The organism is Micromonospora sp. NPDC006431, assembly GCF_042870725.1.
Lineage (GTDB): Bacteria > Actinomycetota > Actinomycetes > Mycobacteriales > Micromonosporaceae > Micromonospora.
This window is the reverse complement of sequence record NZ_JBIAHQ010000006.1, coordinates 269,984-285,290: the sequence shown is the minus strand read 5'-3', so window position 1 is coordinate 285,290 and position 15,307 is coordinate 269,984. Positions and strand designations below refer to the sequence as shown.

General features: G+C 72.3%; 17 protein-coding genes. 9 read left to right on the top strand and 8 right to left on the bottom strand.

Annotation, left to right across the window (positions count from 1 at the left end):
• Positions 1 to 29: 29 nt before the first annotated feature.
• Together ACFYM6_RS14555 and mtfM are read right to left on the bottom strand one after the other, a co-directional pair.
• A complete protein-coding gene (locus ACFYM6_RS14555) occupies positions 30 to 635 on the bottom strand; it encodes an FABP family protein (protein WP_387275498.1) in 606 nt (201 codons plus the stop codon).
• Between the two features lie 114 nt (positions 636 to 749).
• Entirely contained in the window at positions 750 to 854 is a 105-nt protein-coding gene (gene mtfM / locus ACFYM6_RS14550) for a small membrane protein MtfM (RefSeq protein WP_387275496.1), read from the bottom strand.
• A 12-nt stretch (positions 855 to 866) separates the two neighbouring features.
• Here mtfM and ACFYM6_RS14545 point away from each other — a divergent pair, with 12 nt between their 5' ends.
• The 3 genes from ACFYM6_RS14545 to ACFYM6_RS14535 all read left to right on the top strand — a co-directional run bounded on the left by ACFYM6_RS14545 (position 867) and on the right by ACFYM6_RS14535 (position 3,771).
• A complete protein-coding gene (locus tag ACFYM6_RS14545; protein ID WP_073834485.1) occupies positions 867 to 1,241 on the top strand; it encodes a DsrE family protein in 375 nt (124 codons plus the stop codon).
• An 89-nt stretch (positions 1,242 to 1,330) separates the two neighbouring features.
• On the top strand, positions 1,331 to 1,723 hold the full coding sequence (locus ACFYM6_RS14540; protein ID WP_357443461.1) for an SCP2 sterol-binding domain-containing protein: 393 nt from the start codon (positions 1,331 to 1,333) through the stop codon (positions 1,721 to 1,723).
• Positions 1,720 to 3,771 (top strand): glycogen debranching N-terminal domain-containing protein, encoded by a 2,052-nt coding sequence (locus tag ACFYM6_RS14535; RefSeq protein ID WP_387275493.1) that lies wholly within the window; start codon positions 1,720 to 1,722, stop codon positions 3,769 to 3,771. The genes ACFYM6_RS14540 and ACFYM6_RS14535 overlap by 4 nt, the downstream gene beginning before the upstream one ends.
• Positions 3,772 to 3,826: 55 nt before the next feature.
• Here ACFYM6_RS14535 and ACFYM6_RS14530 read toward each other — a convergent pair whose 3' ends face one another.
• The 6 genes from ACFYM6_RS14530 to ACFYM6_RS14505 all read right to left on the bottom strand — a co-directional run bounded on the left by ACFYM6_RS14530 (position 3,827) and on the right by ACFYM6_RS14505 (position 8,501).
• Entirely contained in the window at positions 3,827 to 4,672 is an 846-nt protein-coding gene (locus ACFYM6_RS14530) for a hypothetical protein (protein ID WP_387275491.1), read from the bottom strand.
• A gap of 256 nt (positions 4,673 to 4,928) precedes the next feature.
• Positions 4,929 to 5,270, bottom strand: a complete 342-nt coding sequence (locus ACFYM6_RS14525; protein WP_357443455.1) for a DUF1416 domain-containing protein — start codon at positions 5,268 to 5,270, stop codon at positions 4,929 to 4,931.
• A 5-nt stretch (positions 5,271 to 5,275) separates the two neighbouring features.
• A complete protein-coding gene (locus tag ACFYM6_RS14520) occupies positions 5,276 to 6,124 on the bottom strand; it encodes a sulfurtransferase (protein ID WP_387275488.1) in 849 nt (282 codons plus the stop codon).
• A gap of 204 nt (positions 6,125 to 6,328) precedes the next feature.
• Positions 6,329 to 6,406: an Ms5788A family Cys-rich leader peptide gene (locus tag ACFYM6_RS14515; protein ID WP_311202345.1), complete on the bottom strand. Its 78-nt coding sequence runs from the start codon at positions 6,404 to 6,406 to the stop codon at positions 6,329 to 6,331.
• Positions 6,407 to 6,555: 149 nt separating this feature from the next.
• Positions 6,556 to 7,341 carry a DUF2993 domain-containing protein gene (locus ACFYM6_RS14510; RefSeq protein WP_387275486.1) on the bottom strand — a complete coding sequence of 262 codons (786 nt, stop codon included), beginning with the start codon at positions 7,339 to 7,341 and terminating at the stop codon, positions 6,556 to 6,558.
• Between the two features lie 113 nt (positions 7,342 to 7,454).
• The gene (locus ACFYM6_RS14505) at positions 7,455 to 8,501 is read right to left on the bottom strand and encodes a hypothetical protein (protein ID WP_387275484.1); all 1,047 of its coding nucleotides are present in this window, start codon (positions 8,499 to 8,501) and stop codon (positions 7,455 to 7,457) included.
• Positions 8,502 to 8,752: 251 nt separating this feature from the next.
• Here ACFYM6_RS14505 and ACFYM6_RS14500 point away from each other — a divergent pair, with 251 nt between their 5' ends.
• From ACFYM6_RS14500 to pstA, 6 genes are all read left to right on the top strand, one after another.
• Positions 8,753 to 9,466: a response regulator transcription factor gene (locus tag ACFYM6_RS14500; protein ID WP_357443449.1), complete on the top strand. Its 714-nt coding sequence runs from the start codon at positions 8,753 to 8,755 to the stop codon at positions 9,464 to 9,466.
• A gap of 171 nt (positions 9,467 to 9,637) precedes the next feature.
• Positions 9,638 to 10,483, top strand: coding sequence for a polysaccharide deacetylase family protein (locus ACFYM6_RS14495; protein ID WP_387275482.1), 846 nt, complete (start codon positions 9,638 to 9,640; stop codon positions 10,481 to 10,483).
• A gap of 226 nt (positions 10,484 to 10,709) precedes the next feature.
• Entirely contained in the window at positions 10,710 to 11,636 is a 927-nt protein-coding gene (gene mshD, locus ACFYM6_RS14490) for a mycothiol synthase (RefSeq protein WP_387275480.1), read from the top strand.
• A 342-nt stretch (positions 11,637 to 11,978) separates the two neighbouring features.
• Positions 11,979 to 13,082, top strand: coding sequence for a phosphate ABC transporter substrate-binding protein PstS (gene pstS / locus ACFYM6_RS14485; RefSeq protein ID WP_073837890.1), 1,104 nt, complete (start codon positions 11,979 to 11,981; stop codon positions 13,080 to 13,082).
• 44 nt (positions 13,083 to 13,126) lie between these two features.
• The gene (gene pstC / locus ACFYM6_RS14480) at positions 13,127 to 14,212 is read left to right on the top strand and encodes a phosphate ABC transporter permease subunit PstC (protein ID WP_387275478.1); all 1,086 of its coding nucleotides are present in this window, start codon (positions 13,127 to 13,129) and stop codon (positions 14,210 to 14,212) included.
• Positions 14,209 to 15,297, top strand: a complete 1,089-nt coding sequence (gene pstA / locus ACFYM6_RS14475) for a phosphate ABC transporter permease PstA (RefSeq protein WP_387275476.1) — start codon at positions 14,209 to 14,211, stop codon at positions 15,295 to 15,297. Before pstC ends, pstA begins: the two co-directional genes overlap by 4 nt.
• The last annotated feature ends 10 nt before the right edge of the window (positions 15,298 to 15,307 follow it).

The following is a 15,307-nucleotide window of genomic DNA, read 5'->3' as shown; positions in this document are numbered from 1 at the left end:
TCGACGGGAGAACGGGACGGAGCGGTGGGTCAGCCGGCTACGCGGAGGAGGCGGGCGGAGAGGTGGGGGCTCAGGGGCTGGCCCATGGCGGCCATTTCCTGGGCGTACAGCAGGGCACCCTCGACGATGCCGAAGAGGCGGGCACCGGCGGTGACCTCCTTGGCGGTGGCCGTCCGGACCACCGCGTCGGTGACGAACTCGATCTGGGTGCCCTTGCGCTTGCCGATGTGCAGCTCCATCACGCCGGTGGGCGTGGTCATCAGGGCTTCCAGCTCGTCGGTGACCCGGTCGCCGTCCATCACCGGGCGCCACCAGCCGACCTCACGGCCGGCCGGGCGGACCGGGCGGCTCTGCTCGTCCAGGATCCAGGCGCGGGACTCGTAGAACAGGAACGGCCGGCCGTCGTGGCTGATCCGGACCTCCTGCGCGAAGTCGAAGTCCTCGATGGTCGGGAACCCGCCCCGGCCGCGCCCCCGCCACACCCCGATGTACGGCAGCAGGCCGTCCAGGCTCCGGTGCAGCTTCGGGCCGACGCGCAGGTCGTGGCTCTCCTCGTACGGGTACGGGTCGACCGGCGGCGCGTTCAGCCACGGCGGCGGCGCAAGCGGGTTGTCGTCCGACGTGTTCGCGCTCACCGGATCACGTCCGTTCGCGACTGCGGGGCTCGCAAACCCGGCTCACTCCTCGCGCTCACGGGGCCACCTTCGTTCGCGACTGCGGGGCTCGCAAACCCGGCTCACTCCTCGCGCTCACCATTTTCCTCTCGAAATCTTCACGGCCAGATAGACCAGGCTCCCGGCGAGCGCGCCCAGGCCGGCGACCAGCAGGCTGACGAACCCGATCTCGGTAACCATCCGGGCCATCCTATGCTGGGCGCCATGGCCCGTACTCTCGTCGTCAAGGCCACCGCCGGGGCAGACGCTCCCGAGCGCTGCGCCCAGGCCTTCACCGTCGCCGCCACGGCGGCGGCCGCCGGGGTCGACGTGTCGCTCTGGCTCACCGGGGAGTCGACCTGGTTCGCGCTGCCCGGGCGGGCGCAGGAGTTCGAGCTGCCGCACTCCGCGCCGCTGGCCGAGCTGCTGCACGTGATCCTGGCCACCGGCAAGGTCACCGCCTGCACGCAGTGCGCCGCCCGGCGGGACATCGGCCAGGGCGATGTCATCCCCGGCGTACGCATCGCCGGCGCGGCCGTCTTCGTCGAGGAGACGATGGCCGAGGGCGCGCAGGCGCTGGTCTACTGACGGCCTCCCGGCCGACCCGGGAGAATGTCCGTCTTGGGTGGAGAGCCGATACTGGCCCGACATGTCCGGCTGCTGCCTACGATTCGGATGTGGGCCAGGCGACCGAGCAGTTCTTCGCGGCGCTGCCGAGGCGTGCCCCGGCGGTGCTGCGTGGCCCCACCGCCGGCACTCTCCAGATCGACCTGACCACCGGCAACCGCACCGAGCACTGGTACGTGGAGCTGGCGCCCGGATCGGCCCAGGTGAGCCGGGAGCAGCGACCGGCCGAGGCCACCTTCACGGTCGGCGCCGACCTGTTCGAGGAACTGGCCGACGGACGCGAGTCGGCCCTCGCGGCGGTGTTCCGCAACGAGGCCACGCTCAGCGGCAACGTGCTGCTGTTCCTCCTCTTCCGCCGGTTCTTCCCCGACCCGCCCGGCACCCGGGACCCCCGCGAGGTGGCCCGCGAGGTCGTCCGTGAGCAGGCCGGACGGTCGGAATGACGCGGGTCAGCATCCTGGACGGCAACACCTTCCTGGTCAGCGACGAGCGCGGCGACATCGAGCCGTCCTTCGACTTCCCCACCGGGCTGTTCTCCTTCGACACCCGGTTCGTCTCGACCTGGGTACTCACCCTCGACGGCCAGCGGCTGCATCCGCTCTCCATCGACGACTCCCAGTCGTACGGGACCCGGTTCTTCCTGGTCCCCGGCGAGCCGACGCACTACCTCGACGCCAAGGTCTCGGTGCTCCGCAGCCGGTCGATCGGCGGCAGCTTCGGGGAGGAGCTGACCGTGCTCAACCACGCCGGGCAGGAGCAGGAGTTCAATCTCCGGCTCGACGTCGGCGCCGACTTCGCGGACGTTTTCGAGATCAAGCACCAGCGGCAGAAGAAGGGCCGCACCACCCCGGGCGCCGGGACGAACGAGCTTCGGCTCGTCTACCGGCGGGAGAATCTGCACCGGGAGACCGTGATCAGCACGAGCGCGCCGGGCGACATCGACGAGGGCGGCATGACCTTCCGGATCCGGGTCGGTCCGCACGGCGAGTGGACCACCCGGCTGCAGGTCACCACGATCATCTACGGCGCCCGGGGTGAGGACATCCGGACCACCCTGCCGCTGGGCGGGCACCGCACCGCCGCGGCGATCCATGCCGAGCAGAACGAGCTGATCGAGCAGGCCCCGAAACTCGGCTGCGACTGCCAGCCGCTGGCCGGGGCGTACCGGCGCAGCCTCAACGACCTGGCCGCCCTCCGGTACGAGTCGATCGCGCTGGGGGTACGGCTGCTCGCCGCCGGCCTGCCCTGGTTCATGACCCTGTTCGGCCGGGACAGCATCTTCACCTCGCTGCAGGTGCTGCCCTTCCTGCCCGAGCTGGTCCCACCGACCATCCTCATGCTGGCCGGCCTGCAGGGCAGCCGGCTGGACGACTTCCGGGACGAGGAGCCCGGCAAGATCCTGCACGAGCTGCGGTACGGGGAGACCGCCGGCTTCCTCGAGCAGCCGCACTCCCCGTACTACGGCTCGGCCGACTCCACCGCGCTCTTCGTGATCCTGCTCGACGAGTACGAGCGGTGGACCGGGGACACCACGCTGATCCGGCAACTGGAGCACGAGACCCGGGCGGCGCTGAGCTGGATCGACACGTACGGCGACCTGCTCGGCACCGGATACGTCTGGTACATGACCCGCAACCCGGAGACCGGCCTGCAGAACCAGTGCTGGAAGGACTCCTGGAACTCCGTCTCCTACGCCGACGGCCGGCTGCCCGCGTTCCCCCGGGCCACCTGCGAACTCCAGGGGTACGCGTACGACGCCAAGCTGCGCGGCGCCCGGCTGGCCCGGACGTTCTGGAACGACCCCGCGTACGCCGACCAGCTGGAACGCGAGGCGGCGGCGCTCAAGGAGCGGTTCAACCGGGACTTCTGGATCCCCGAGAAGGAGTACTACGCGCTGGCCCTGGACCCGGAGGGGCGGCACGTCGACGCCCTCTCCTCCAACATCGGCCACCTGCTGTGGAGCGGCATCGTGGACGAGTCACGGGCGGCCGCCGTGGCCCGGCACCTGCTCGGGCCGCGCCTCTTCTCCGGGTGGGGGGTGCGTACCCTCGCGGACGACCAGGGCCGGTACAACCCGATCGGGTACCACGTCGGCACGGTCTGGCCGTTCGACAACTCGTTCATCGCGTGGGGCCTGATGAGGTACGGCTTCCGGGAGGAGGCCGGCCGGATCTGCGACGCCATGCTCAGCGCGTCCCGCTACTTCGACGGGCGGCTCCCGGAGGCGTTCGCCGGCTACGAGCGGGACCTCACCGACTACCCGGTGCAGTACCCCACCGCGTGCAGCCCGCAGGCCTGGTCTTCCGGTACTCCGCTGCTGCTGCTCCGGGTGATGCTCGGCCTGGAGCCGCAGGGTGAGCACCTGATCATCGACCCCGCCCTCCCCGAGGGGATGGGCCGGGTGGAGGTGCTCGACATCCCCGGCCGGTGGGGCCGGGTGGACGCCCTGGGCCGCAGCCGCAGCCCGCACGACGAGAGCCGCGGCCACTGACGGCCACGCGGTCAGGGCGGCCCGCTCCGGTCGGGGCGGCCCGCAACAGGACGGGTCAGCCGGCGCAGCCGGTCGAGGCGGCCAGCCGGAGCCGGTCACCGGTGGCGTCGGCCAGCACGACGACCCGCCCGGTCCGGTACGCGTACCCGTCGGGACGGTCGACCACGGCGGCGCCGAGCGGGCGCAGCGGCGCCAGCGACCCCGGCGTGGCTCCGGCCACCACGCTGATCGTCTGGGCGGCCTTGCCCCCGGGGCATGGCACCATGACCACCTCGGGGACCGGCGGCTCGGCGCGCCCCAGCGCCCGCAGTGCCGCTGTCAGCTCCGGCCCGACGGCCTGTCCAGGCAGCAGTTCGGCGTACTCGGTGTCGGCTGGCCGGCAGCCGGTCGCGGCGGAGAGCCGGACCCGCCCGTCGGCCACCACCCGCCCGTCGACCGCCACGAACTCCCCCGCGTCGGCGCGCAACCGGGGACGGCCCGATTCGACGTGGACCCCGGCCCGCCAGTCGGCCGGCAGCCGCTGCGCCACCCGCTCCAGCAGGGCCTGCTCGGCGCCGGCGGCGACCAGCACGTCCAGGCCCCGGGTCAGTGCCGTCCCGTCGGCCAGCGGGGTGACCCGGCAACCCCGGCGCACCTGGGCCGGGGTCAACTCCCAGGCCTCGCCGTCCACGGCGGCCACCAGGCGCCCCACCGCGCCGGCCACCACCGGAATCGCCTGGCCCAGGCTGCGCTGCTCCTTCACGGTCGGCGGGTCATGGCGCACCGACCACCAGGTCAGCCCCGCGAGCAGCACCGCCCACGCCACCGCCACGGCCACCAGCCAACGCAGCCGACGCCGGCCGGGGGCCGGCTGGTCGGGACGGGTCGGCGGGGCGTAGCCCGCCTGGACAGCACCACTCACCGGGCCATCGTGTCATGCGGCGGCGACCGCACCGCCACCCGCGTGCGCTCTCCCACGTGCCCAGCACGGCCGGGCTGGCGGGGCCAGATCGCCGATCTGGTGGTGTCCCACGGCCGCGGACCCCACCACAGCGCCGACCCGCAGTCGATCAGTCCCGACCCGAGCGGGCCAGGCCGGGCAGGAGCGCCCCGGAACGGCCCGTGGCCCGCCGCCCTGGGGGGTAGGGCGACGGGCCACGGGCCGGTCACAGCGTGGGTCAGGCGGCGACCGTGACGGTCACCTCGTTGATCCCGCGGGCGGCGGCGACGGCGGTGTCGCCGTTGCCGTGTCGGGAGAGCGCCCGCAGGGTCCAGGTGCCCGGCGCGGCGAAGAACCGGAACTGGCCGGCCGGGGAGGTCACCACCTCGGCGGTGAACTCGCCGGTCGAGTCGAGCAGCCGGACGTACGCGCCCGGCACGACCTCGCCGGACTCGGCCTTCACCAGGCCGGTGATGACGGTCTCCTTCTCCAGGTCCAGGCTGGCCGGCAACGGCGCGGCCTGGTCCGGGGCGGCGCAACCGGCGGCAGTGGGAGCCGTTGCTGCGGTCGGAACAGTCATCTCGATCACGCCTCCCCGGGCTCGTCGCCGAGCGCGACCGGCACGCCGACCAGCGAGCCGTACTCGGTCCACGAACCGTCGTAGTTCTTCACGCTCCGGTGGCCGAGCAGCTCCTGCAGGACGAACCAGGTGTGCGAGGAGCGCTCGCCGATCCGGCAGTACGCGATGGTCTCCCGGCTGTCGTCCAGCCCGGCGTCCGCGTAGATCCTGCGCAGTTCGTCGTCGGACTTGAAGGTGCCGTCCTCGTTGGCCGCCTTGGACCACGGGACGCTGATCGCGGTCGGCACGTGGCCGGCCCGCTGGGCCTGCTCCTGCGGCAGGTGGGCGGGGGCGAGCAGCCGGCCGGCGTACTCGTCGGGGCTGCGCACGTCGACCAGGTTCTTGGTGCCGATCGCGTCGACCACCTCGTCGCGGAAGGCGCGGATCGAGGTGTCCGGCTCGCTCGCGACGTACTGCGTCTTCGGGCGCTCCACCCGGTCGGAGACCAGCGGGCGGGCGTCCAGCTCCCACTTCTTGCGGCCGCCGTCGAGCAGCTTGACGTCGCGGTGGCCGTAGAGCTTGAAGTACCAGTACGCGTACGCGGCGAACCAGTTGTTGTTGCCGCCGTAGAGGATGACGGCGTCGTCGTTGGCGATGCCCCGCTCGGAGAGCAGCGCCTCGAACTGAGCCTTGTTGACGAAGTCCCGGCGCACCGGGTCCTGGAGGTCGGTCCTCCAGTCGAGCTTGATCGCCCCGGCGATGTGGCCGGTGTCGTAGGCCGACGTGTCCTCGTCGACCTCGACGAAGACGACGCCCGGGGCGTCGATGTTCTTCTCGGCCCACTCGGCCGAGACGAGTGCGGTGTCGCGACTCATCAGATCACTCCCTGGTGAGGACGGATGGTGAGCCTGCGCGCGGAGATCGAAGTCGGTAGTTGTCGCACCACGCGCGGGACCCAGAGCTAGGAACGGATCACGGGTACGTGCGACGGCGCCGCTGCCGGGCGATCAAGGGAACACCGGAGGGTACGCGGACCCTGCGTGCCGGTGGCCGCTAGGCGGCCGAGGACAGCCCCGCCGTCAGATGACGGGGCGACACAGGCAGGTGGCCACGCGGCACAGGTCGACCGCGCGCCGTTTGGTGAGGAGCGTCCCCATGAGGAGGGAGACTACCAGCCGCTCCGGCCGACGCCACCGGTCCGACCAGCATCCGGGACGCGGCACGGGCCCGGAGAACGCCGACGGCCCGACCGGTGGTCGGGCCGTGAGCAGGGATTCGTCGGTTGACTGAGGCGCTGCCCAGCCGGTCAGCCGGCGGAGTTGATCGGCACGTGCTGCGCGTTGGCGGTGACCACCAGGCCCTCCGGCCTCGGTTCCACCTTGCGGACGCTGAGCTGGAACGGCAGCGCCGGCAGGGGCACCTTGACCGAGATGCTCCTGGCGTAGTTGGCCAGCAACGTCTTCGCCAGCGGCAGGTTCGGCAGGCCGTCGGCGGTCAGTTCGTTGAACCGCAGCGCCACCTTGCCGTCGGCGACCGTCAGGTCGGCGGTGCCGTGGACGGTGAGCTTCACACCGAGGATGTCCGCCGGAGCGGTGACCGTGAGCTTGCCGTCCCGCTCGCCGAGGGTGAGCCCCGGCCGGTCGAGCATCTTCGCCAGGCTGTCGTACGCGACGGTGGCGCGACCGTCGACGCTCTCGGCGATCACGTCGCCCCGCCCCGAGCGGAGGGTGTCCAGCGACGCCGTCACGTTGCGGGCATCCACGTCGAGCCGCGGCACGCTGACCGCGTCGCCCTGCACGGAGCCCTGCACGTCGGTCAGCACGATCGAGATGTGCTGGTACCTGCCGGCGGCCACCTGGGTGAGGAACGGGAAGCCGCCCACGTCGACCTTCGGCGGCGCGGACTGCACGTCCTGCTTGGCGACCTCCTGCCGCACCTGGTCGGCGATGGCGCGCTCGGCCACCCCGGCGGCCACCCGGTCGGCGACCACCAGCAGCCCGGCCAGGACCAACAGCAGGACGACGAAACCGATCAGCACCTTGCGGCCCCGTCGCCGGGGCCGGTCCTCGTACGCCGGGTACGCCTCTGCCACGCCGCCTCCTGTCCTCGCCGGTTCGCCGCCTGGCGGCGCGGGACCCTCGCGGCCGCGCGCCGTCTCGCGGCGCAACGGTACTTACCCGAGGCGTGGAATCCCCAATCGCACGCTCAGAGGAAGAGCACGCACATGGCGTACGCGGCCGGCGCGGCGAGCGCGAAGCCGCCCAGCGGCCCCTGCATGTGGCGGGCGATCCACATGGTGGGCGGCTCGCCGGCCATCAGCCGGCCCGCCTCGGCGTATCCGACGGCGAGGTCGGCCAGCACGGCGGTGGCCGCCGTGACCAGCCCGACCAGGGCGGCGCTGGTCGGGGTGAAGCCGACCAGGTAGCTGCCGAACACCGCGCTGGTCAGGGTGCCGAGCATGGCGCCCACGACCACGCCGGCGGCTCCCCGGGGCACCTGGGGGGCGAGCCGGGGCCAGGGCGCCACCGCGTCGGTCAGCCGGGCCACCAGGAGCGCGACGCCGGTGGCGGTGAGGCAGACCGTCATCGCCTGGGTGCCCTTCGGGATCCGGCTGAGCACGATCAGGCTGGCGAACGCGACCACGCCCACCACGATCAGCAGGGTGCTGCCGAGCGAGTCGGTCACCCGGACCCGGTCCACCCGGCGGACGAGCTGGCCGAGCACGCCGAGCACGAAGCCACCGGCGGCGGCGTACCCGAGCGGGGCCAGGCCGGCGATCTCCGTCTGCACCGCCGCGGCGTCGGCGACCGCGGCCACCCCGGCGCTGACCAGCGCGACCACCAGCAGCGCGGGCGGGCGCATGGCCATCGTCCAGGCGAGCACGAAGAGCAGTTGGACGCCGAAGATGATGAACGCGAAGGGCATGCGGTGCCCCGGGCCGGCGGTCTGCGCGCCGAGCACCAGGCCGACGCCGAGCAGCGCGGCGAAGCCCGCGACGGTCAGCGCCAGCGGCCGGCGTACCGGGACCGGGGGCACCTCCTCCGCGACCTCGTCGGCGGACTCGGGGTCCGGGCGCCGCCCCGGGCCGCCCTTGCGGAGCCGGCGCGGGCCCGTCCGCTCGCCCCGCTCCCCGCCGTCGGCCGGACCGGTGCGCGGACCCGGCGGGTAGCCACGGGAAGGGCCGGCCGGCCCCGGACGCGTGTCGTCGGCCCACGGGTCACGGCCCGTGTCCGGCGAGGTCGAGGGAAACACGCCCCGATCGTGCCAGACCCGGCGGCTCCGGCGGAGGTCACGGTTTCGGCAACGTTAAAACCTGAGCCGCGATCGGGGGCAGATCGGGCAAACGGGAAATCTTGCGGAAGCGTGGACCGGTCGATCCGTTACGCTCAAGCCGTTAGTCGCCCGTCAGCGACGCCGGGACCCACGCAAATTCGCAGCGCCACCCGCTACCGGGAGTGTCGCTGGTCGCGCGCGGCCGAGGCCGCCGGGACGGAGGTGATCGTGTGGAGATCCTGCTGCTGGTGACCGCGCGGGCAGGGGAACCATCGGCGGTGCTGCCGGCGCTCGACCTGCTGCCGCACTCGGTCCGGACCGCGCCCCGCGACGTCCGCACGCTAGTGTCCGGTCCGACCCCGGACGCCGTCCTGGTGGACGCCCGTTCCGAGTTGAGCGAGGCCCGCGCGACCTGCCGGATGCTGCACGCCACCGGGCTGGGGGTGCCGCTGGTCGCCGTGGTCACCGAGGCCGGGCTGATCGCGCTCAACGCCGACTGGGGCGTGGACGACGTCATCCTGGCCGGGGCGGGACCGGCCGAGGTGGAGGCCCGGCTGCGGCTCGCGGTCGGCCGGCTCAGCAACGCGACGGCCGGCGCCGGCGGCTCGATCCGGGCCGGCGAGCTCACCATCGACCCGGACACCTACGCGGCCAAGCTCAAGGGTCGCCCGCTCGACCTCACCTACAAGGAGTTCGAGCTGCTGAAGTTCCTCGCCCAGCACCCGGGCCGGGTGTTCACCCGCGACCAGCTGCTCCGCGAGGTCTGGGGGTACGACTACTTCGGCGGCACCCGGACGGTCGACGTGCACGTCCGACGGCTGCGCGCCAAGCTGGGCTCGGAGTACGAGTCGATGATCGGCACCGTACGCCAGGTGGGCTACAAGTTCGTCGTGCCGCCGTCGCGCTCGCTGCCGGAGTCGGAGCCCGCTCCGCTGCCCGTCTGATAGGAAACGTCTCCACTTTCCCCCTTCCGTGAGACTTCCTCCCTTCTGACCCTTTTGCACCCTTGGCCGGATTTAGTCTGAGCCAAATTCGGGCGAAGGGGGCACCGTGCGTACGGGGATCAGGGACAAGACGACAGGCCGACACAGCGAGCCCGACGGGCGGTGCCGCTGATGTCGCCCAAGGCAATCCGCCGGGTCACGACCGTGGCCGTGGTGCTGGCCGCGCTGCTCGGCTCGGCGTTCGCGATCGGCCACAGTCTGATGGCCCAACTGGAACCCCCGCCCACCGGGGCGACCGCCAACGTCAACGCCACGCACTACGCCGATCAGCCACCCGTCACCACCCGACCCTCCCCCTCGCCGTCCGCCAGCCCGAGCCCGTCCCAGCGGGACCGCAAGCCGGGTGCCGGCGACGGGCCGTACGGCGCCATGGTCACCACCGGGTCGTCGCGGGTCGCGCTGACCTTCGACGACGGACCCGACCCGCAGTACACCCCGCAGGTGCTCGCCCTGCTCAGGGAGTACCGGGTGAAGGCCACCTTCTGCGTGGTGGGGGAGAACGTGGACAGCCACCCGGACCTGGTCCAGGCGATCGTGTCCGAGGGGCACACCCTCTGCAACCACTCCTGGAACCACGACGTGAGCCTGGGCGACCGATCGCCGGGGACGATCCGGGACGACCTGCTGCGGACCGACGCGGCGATCCGGGCGGCGGTGCCGAACGCGCGGGTCGCCTACTACCGGCAGCCCGGGGGCGCCTGGACGTCCGGGTTGGTGTCGGTCGCCGAGGACCTGGGCATGGTCCCGCTGCACTGGGCGGTGGACCCGGTGGACTGGCAGATGCCCGGCGCTTCGCAGATCACCGAGACGGTGCTGACCCAGACCGAGCCCGGCTCGATCGTGCTGATGCACGACGCCGGCGGCGACCGGTCGGGCACCGTCGAGGCCCTGCAGTACCTGCTGCCCGAGCTGCTGCGCCGGTTCCAACTGGAGGCCCTGCCCACCGGGACCACGTGAGGATCACCACGGGCCGGTGCCCGCGTCGGGGATGATCGGCGACCCGCCGCCCGCTACCGTGACGGGATGAGCGAGCGTCAGCGAGCGAATCATCAGCACAGCTCCGTGGTGCCTCATGCCGACGCCGAGCGCAGCGAGGCGTCGGCATGAGCGAGCGACAGCGAGCGAATCATCAGCACAGCTCCGTGGTGCCTCATGCCGACGCCGAGCGCAGCGAGGCGTCGGCATGAGCAGCACCGAGCCGACCGCTGACCGTGTCGTCCGCGCCGACCGGCTGGCGCCGGTCGAGGTGGCCGAGGTGCTGGCACTGGCCCGGGTCGCCGGGGACGCCGACGGCGCCGACCCGCTCGACGAGCACGTGCTGCTCCGGCTGCGGGAGCCGGCGGCGCCCGCCGTGCACCTCACCGCCCGGGCCACCGACAACACCCTGACCGGGTACGCCCACCTCGACACGACCGACCCGGCCAACGGCATCGGGGTGGAGATGGTGGTGCATCCGACGTACCGGCGGCGCGGCACCGGGCGGGCGCTGGCCCGAGGTGTGCTGGCCGCGGCCTCCGGGCCGCTGCGCGCCTGGGCCCACGGCGACCACCCGTCGGCCGCGGCGCTCGCGGTCGACCTGGGCTTCACCCGCGCCCGGGTGCTCTGGCAGCTGCGCCGCCCGCTGGCCGCCGCCCTGCCCGAGCCGGTGCTGCCGGACGGCGTCGAACTGCGCGCCTTCCGCCCCGGCAAGGACGACGAGGCGTGGCTGGCGCTCAACAACGCCGCCTTCGCCGAGCACCCCGAGCAGGGTCGGTGGACCGCGGCGGACCTGCGGGTACGCCTGGCCGAGCCGTGGTTCGACCCGGCCGGTTTCCTGCTCGCCGTGGAGTCGTCCACCGGCCGGCTGCTCGGCTTCCACTGGACCAAGGTGCACGAGCGGCCGGGCTCGGCCCCGATCGGCGAGGTCTACGTGCTCGGGGTGTCCCCGGCCGCGCACCGGGGCGGGCTCGGCCGGGCGCTCACCACCGCCGGCCTGGCCTACCTGCGGGACCGACGTGGGCTGGACCGGGTCATGCTCTATGTGGACGATTCGAACACCAGCGCGGTCGCCCTCTACGAGCGGCTCGGCTTCGCCCGCTGGTCCGCGCACGTCAACTACCAGCTCGGCTGACCGCGTCGCGGCCCACGTCGGCGGCCGGCACCATGCCCCCTCGTCGGCCGGTCTCCAGGACCGGACGAGACGTATCACGGGACCATCACGGGGAGGTTCCGGGGCGATCACGCCCCGCCCGACGTATGGCGATAAAGGGGACACCTCCCCGCCAGTTCATGTAATGGACAACACGCACTCAGCGGGCCGTCGTTTCACGGAGCGAGCCTGTTCATCTTCCGTTCACTTCTGACCGGCGAACCGTCTACCTGGCACTTCTAGCTTCATCTTCAGCCGGTCAGCGCCGGCACCCGGCCTCCCGGACCGGGCGACCTGACAAAGACGTGAAGGGAAACCCCTCAGGTGAAGCTCCAGCGCCACGGCGCCATCGCCTGCCTCGCACTCACCGCGGTGCTCGGCCTCAGCGCCTGCGGCTCGGACAACAACGCGCCGAGTGGCACCTCCGCCTCCGGCTCCGCCGCTGCCGCCGACTGCGCCACGGGCACCCTGAACGCGCAGGGCTCCTCCGCGCAGAAGAACGCGATGGCCGAGTGGATCAAGGCGTACCAGCAGAAGTGCGCGGGCACCACGATCAACTACGAGCCCAGCGGTTCGGGCGCCGGCATCCAGGCCTTCATCGCCGGCACCGCCGACTTCGCCGGGTCCGACTCCGCCCTCAAGCCGGAGGAGCAGCCGCAGGCGGACGCCAAGTGCGTCGGCGGCCAGGCCCTCAACCTGCCGATGGTGATCGGCCCGGTGGCCATCGTCTACAACGTCGGCGGCGTGGACAACCTCCAGCTCAAGCCGGCCACCCTGGCGCAGATCTTCGCCGGCAAGGTGACCAAGTGGGACGACCCGGCGATCAAGGCCGACAACCCGGACGCCAAGCTGCCGTCGACCGCGATCCAGGCGGTGCACCGCTCCGACGAGTCGGGCACCACCGACAACTTCACCAAGTACCTCTCCAAGACCGCTGAGGCGGACTGGACCTTCGGCAACGCCAAGGCCTGGAAGGCGCCGGGCGGCGTCGGCGCGGCCAAGTCCGACGGTGTGGCCAGCAAGGTCAAGAGCACCGAGGGCACCATCAGCTACGTCGAGTGGTCGTACGCCGAGAACTCCGGCCTGAAGAAGGCCAAGGTCCAGAACGGTGCCGGCGAGTGGGCCGAGCTCACCGCCGACTCGGCCGGCAAGGCCATCGCCGGGGCCAAGATCGAGGGCCAGGGCAACGACCTCAAGATGTCGATCGACTACAACACCAAGGAGGCCGGGGCGTACCCGATCGTCCTGGTGACCTACGAGATCGTCTGCAGCAAGGGCCTCGCGGCCGACAAGCTGCCGCTGGTCAAGGGCCTGCTGACCCACGCGGCCAGCGCCGAGGGCCAGCAGGACCTGGTCGAGCTGGGCTACGCCCCGCTGCCGGACTCGGTCCGGGCCAAGGTCGAGACCGCGGTCAAGAGCCTCGCCTGACGCGCTGACCGACACCACCTTCTCGATACGAAGCGAGCGAGCAGATGGGTGATACCCCTCACCGCTCGGCGCACGCCGGCACCGGCGGGACCCGCGTGGCCACGAGCCACGAGGGACCGGCCGGTGCCTCGGCGCGTGTGGCCGAGACCTCCGGCATCCCTGGTAACAGCGAACCCGGCCTGGGCGGCGGCGGGGCGCTGCCCCGGGCCCGGGCCTTCGGTGCGGAACGGGCGTTCCGTGGCCTGGCCCTGGCCGCCGGCACCGCCGTCCTGGTCGTCATCGCGGCGATCGCGATCTTCCTGATCGCCAAGGCCGTACCGGCATTGCGGGCGAACACCGAGTCCTTCTGGACCTTCGAGGGCTGGTTCCCGAACGACAACCCGCCGAAGTTCGGCATCGGCGCGCTCGCCTTCGGCACCGTGCTCACCGCGCTGCTCGCGCTGCTCATGGCGGTGCCGGTCGCGTTGGGCATCGCCCTCTACCTCTCGCACTACGCCCCCCGCCGGCTCGGCAACGGCCTCGGCTTCCTGATCGACCTGCTGGCCGCCGTGCCCAGCGTGGTCTTCGGGCTCTGGGGCCGGGACTATTTCGCCCAGCCGGTCGCCGACCTGTCGGCCTGGCTCAACCGCTACTTCGGCTGGATCCCGATCTTCGGCGACGGCCCGTACGGCAGCTCAGTCCTGCTCGGCTCGGTGGTGCTGGCGATCATGGTGCTGCCGATCATCACCTCGCTCTCCCGCGAGGTCTTCCGGCAGACCCCGACGGCCAACGAGGAGGCCGCCCTCGCCCTGGGCGCCACCCGCTGGGAGATGGTCCGGACCGCTGTCCTCCCGTACGGTCGGCCGGGCGTGATCGCCGCGGTGATGCTCGGCCTGGGCCGCGCGCTCGGCGAGACCATCGCCCTGGCGCTGACCCTCGGCTCGACGTACGCCATCTCGTTCAACATCCTGCAGAGCGGCGGCAACTCCATCGCCGCGAACATCGCGAACCGGTTCGCCGAGGCGAACGACACCGGTCGGGGCGCGCTGATCGCCTCCGGCCTGGTGCTCTTCGCGATCACGCTGATCGTCAACATCACCGCCCGCGCGATCATCTACCGCCGCCGCGAGTTCACGGAGTCGGCCGCATGACCACCACCGTCACCTCCCACCGCCCGCAGCCCCCGGCACAGCCGGTCACGCTGCGGGCAAAGCGGCTTCCGCGGTACGCCGCGCCCGCCATCGCTGTCGTGGCCCTGCTGGTCGCCGCCGGGATCGTGTACGGCGCCGGCATCGGCGGCCCGGTCCTGGTGGTGGTCGTCGGCGCGCTGCTCTACCTGGCCGGCCTCTACCTAGCCACGAACGCGGTGGAGGGCCGCCGGTCCGCCCGCAACCGGACCTGGAGCGCGCTGATCCACTCCGCCTTCGTGCTGGCGGTGCTGCCGCTGGCCTCGGTGGTCTGGACCCTCGTCAGCAAGGGCGCCGAGCGGCTGGACGGCAACTTCTTCCTCACCTCGATGAACAACATCGGGGCCCGGGACGCGAACGGCGGCGCGTACCACGCCATCGTCGGGACGCTGGAGCAGGCCGGCATCGCCACCTTGATCACCGTCCCGCTCGGCGTGCTCTGCGCGATCTACGTGGTCGAGTACGGCCGGGGCCGGTTCGCCTTCACCATCCGCTTCTTCGTGGACGTGATGACCGGCATCCCGTCGATCGTCACCGGCCTGTTCGTGCTGGCCTTCTGGGTGCTGATCGTCTCGCCGTTCTTCAACGACGGCCGGCCGGGCTTCTCCGGCTTCGCCGCCGCGCTGGCGCTGAGCGTGCTCATGCTGCCCACCGTGGTCCGCTCCAGCGAGGAGATGCTCCGCCTCGTCCCGGCTCCGCTGCGCGAGGGCGCGTACGCGCTCGGCGTGCCGAAGTGGAAGACCATCCTGCGGGTTGTTTTGCCGACGGCACTGCCGGGCATCGTCACCGGTGTGATGCTCGCCATCGCGCGGGCCGCCGGTGAGACCGCCCCGGTGCTGCTCGTCGCCGGTGGCGGCGCGGCGATCAACTTCAACCCCTTCGAGAACAACCAGTCGTCGCTGGCTCTCTTCGTCTACCAGCAGGCCGGCGAGGCCTCGAAGTACTCGCCGGCGCGGGCGTGGACCGCAGCGCTGACCCTGGTCGCCCTCGTCCTCATCCTGACCGTCGCGGCGAAGTTGCTGGCCCGCCGCAACCGGCTCGGCCGATGAATCCCGGAGG

Bases quoted from the DNA above. Each gene is read 5' to 3' on its own strand.
- mtfM (WP_387275496.1), bottom strand. From the start codon at position 854: ATGGTTACCGAGATCGGGTTCGTCAGCCTGCTGGTCGCCGGCCTGGGC.
- ACFYM6_RS14545 (WP_073834485.1), top strand. From the start codon at position 867: ATGCTGGGCGCCATGGCCCGTACTCTCGTCGTCAAGGCCACCGCCGGG.
- ACFYM6_RS14535 (WP_387275493.1), top strand. From the start codon at position 1,720: ATGACGCGGGTCAGCATCCTGGACGGCAACACCTTCCTGGTCAGCGAC.
- ACFYM6_RS14525 (WP_357443455.1), bottom strand. From the start codon at position 5,270: ATGACTGTTCCGACCGCAGCAACGGCTCCCACTGCCGCCGGTTGCGCC.
- ACFYM6_RS14520 (WP_387275488.1), bottom strand. From the start codon at position 6,124: ATGAGTCGCGACACCGCACTCGTCTCGGCCGAGTGGGCCGAGAAGAAC.
- ACFYM6_RS14515 (WP_311202345.1), bottom strand. From the start codon at position 6,406: ATGGGGACGCTCCTCACCAAACGGCGCGCGGTCGACCTGTGCCGCGTG.
- ACFYM6_RS14495 (WP_387275482.1), top strand. From the start codon at position 9,638: ATGTCGCCCAAGGCAATCCGCCGGGTCACGACCGTGGCCGTGGTGCTG.
- mshD (WP_387275480.1), top strand. From the start codon at position 10,710: ATGAGCAGCACCGAGCCGACCGCTGACCGTGTCGTCCGCGCCGACCGG.
- pstC (WP_387275478.1), top strand. From the start codon at position 13,127: ATGGGTGATACCCCTCACCGCTCGGCGCACGCCGGCACCGGCGGGACC.
- pstA (WP_387275476.1), top strand. From the start codon at position 14,209: ATGACCACCACCGTCACCTCCCACCGCCCGCAGCCCCCGGCACAGCCG.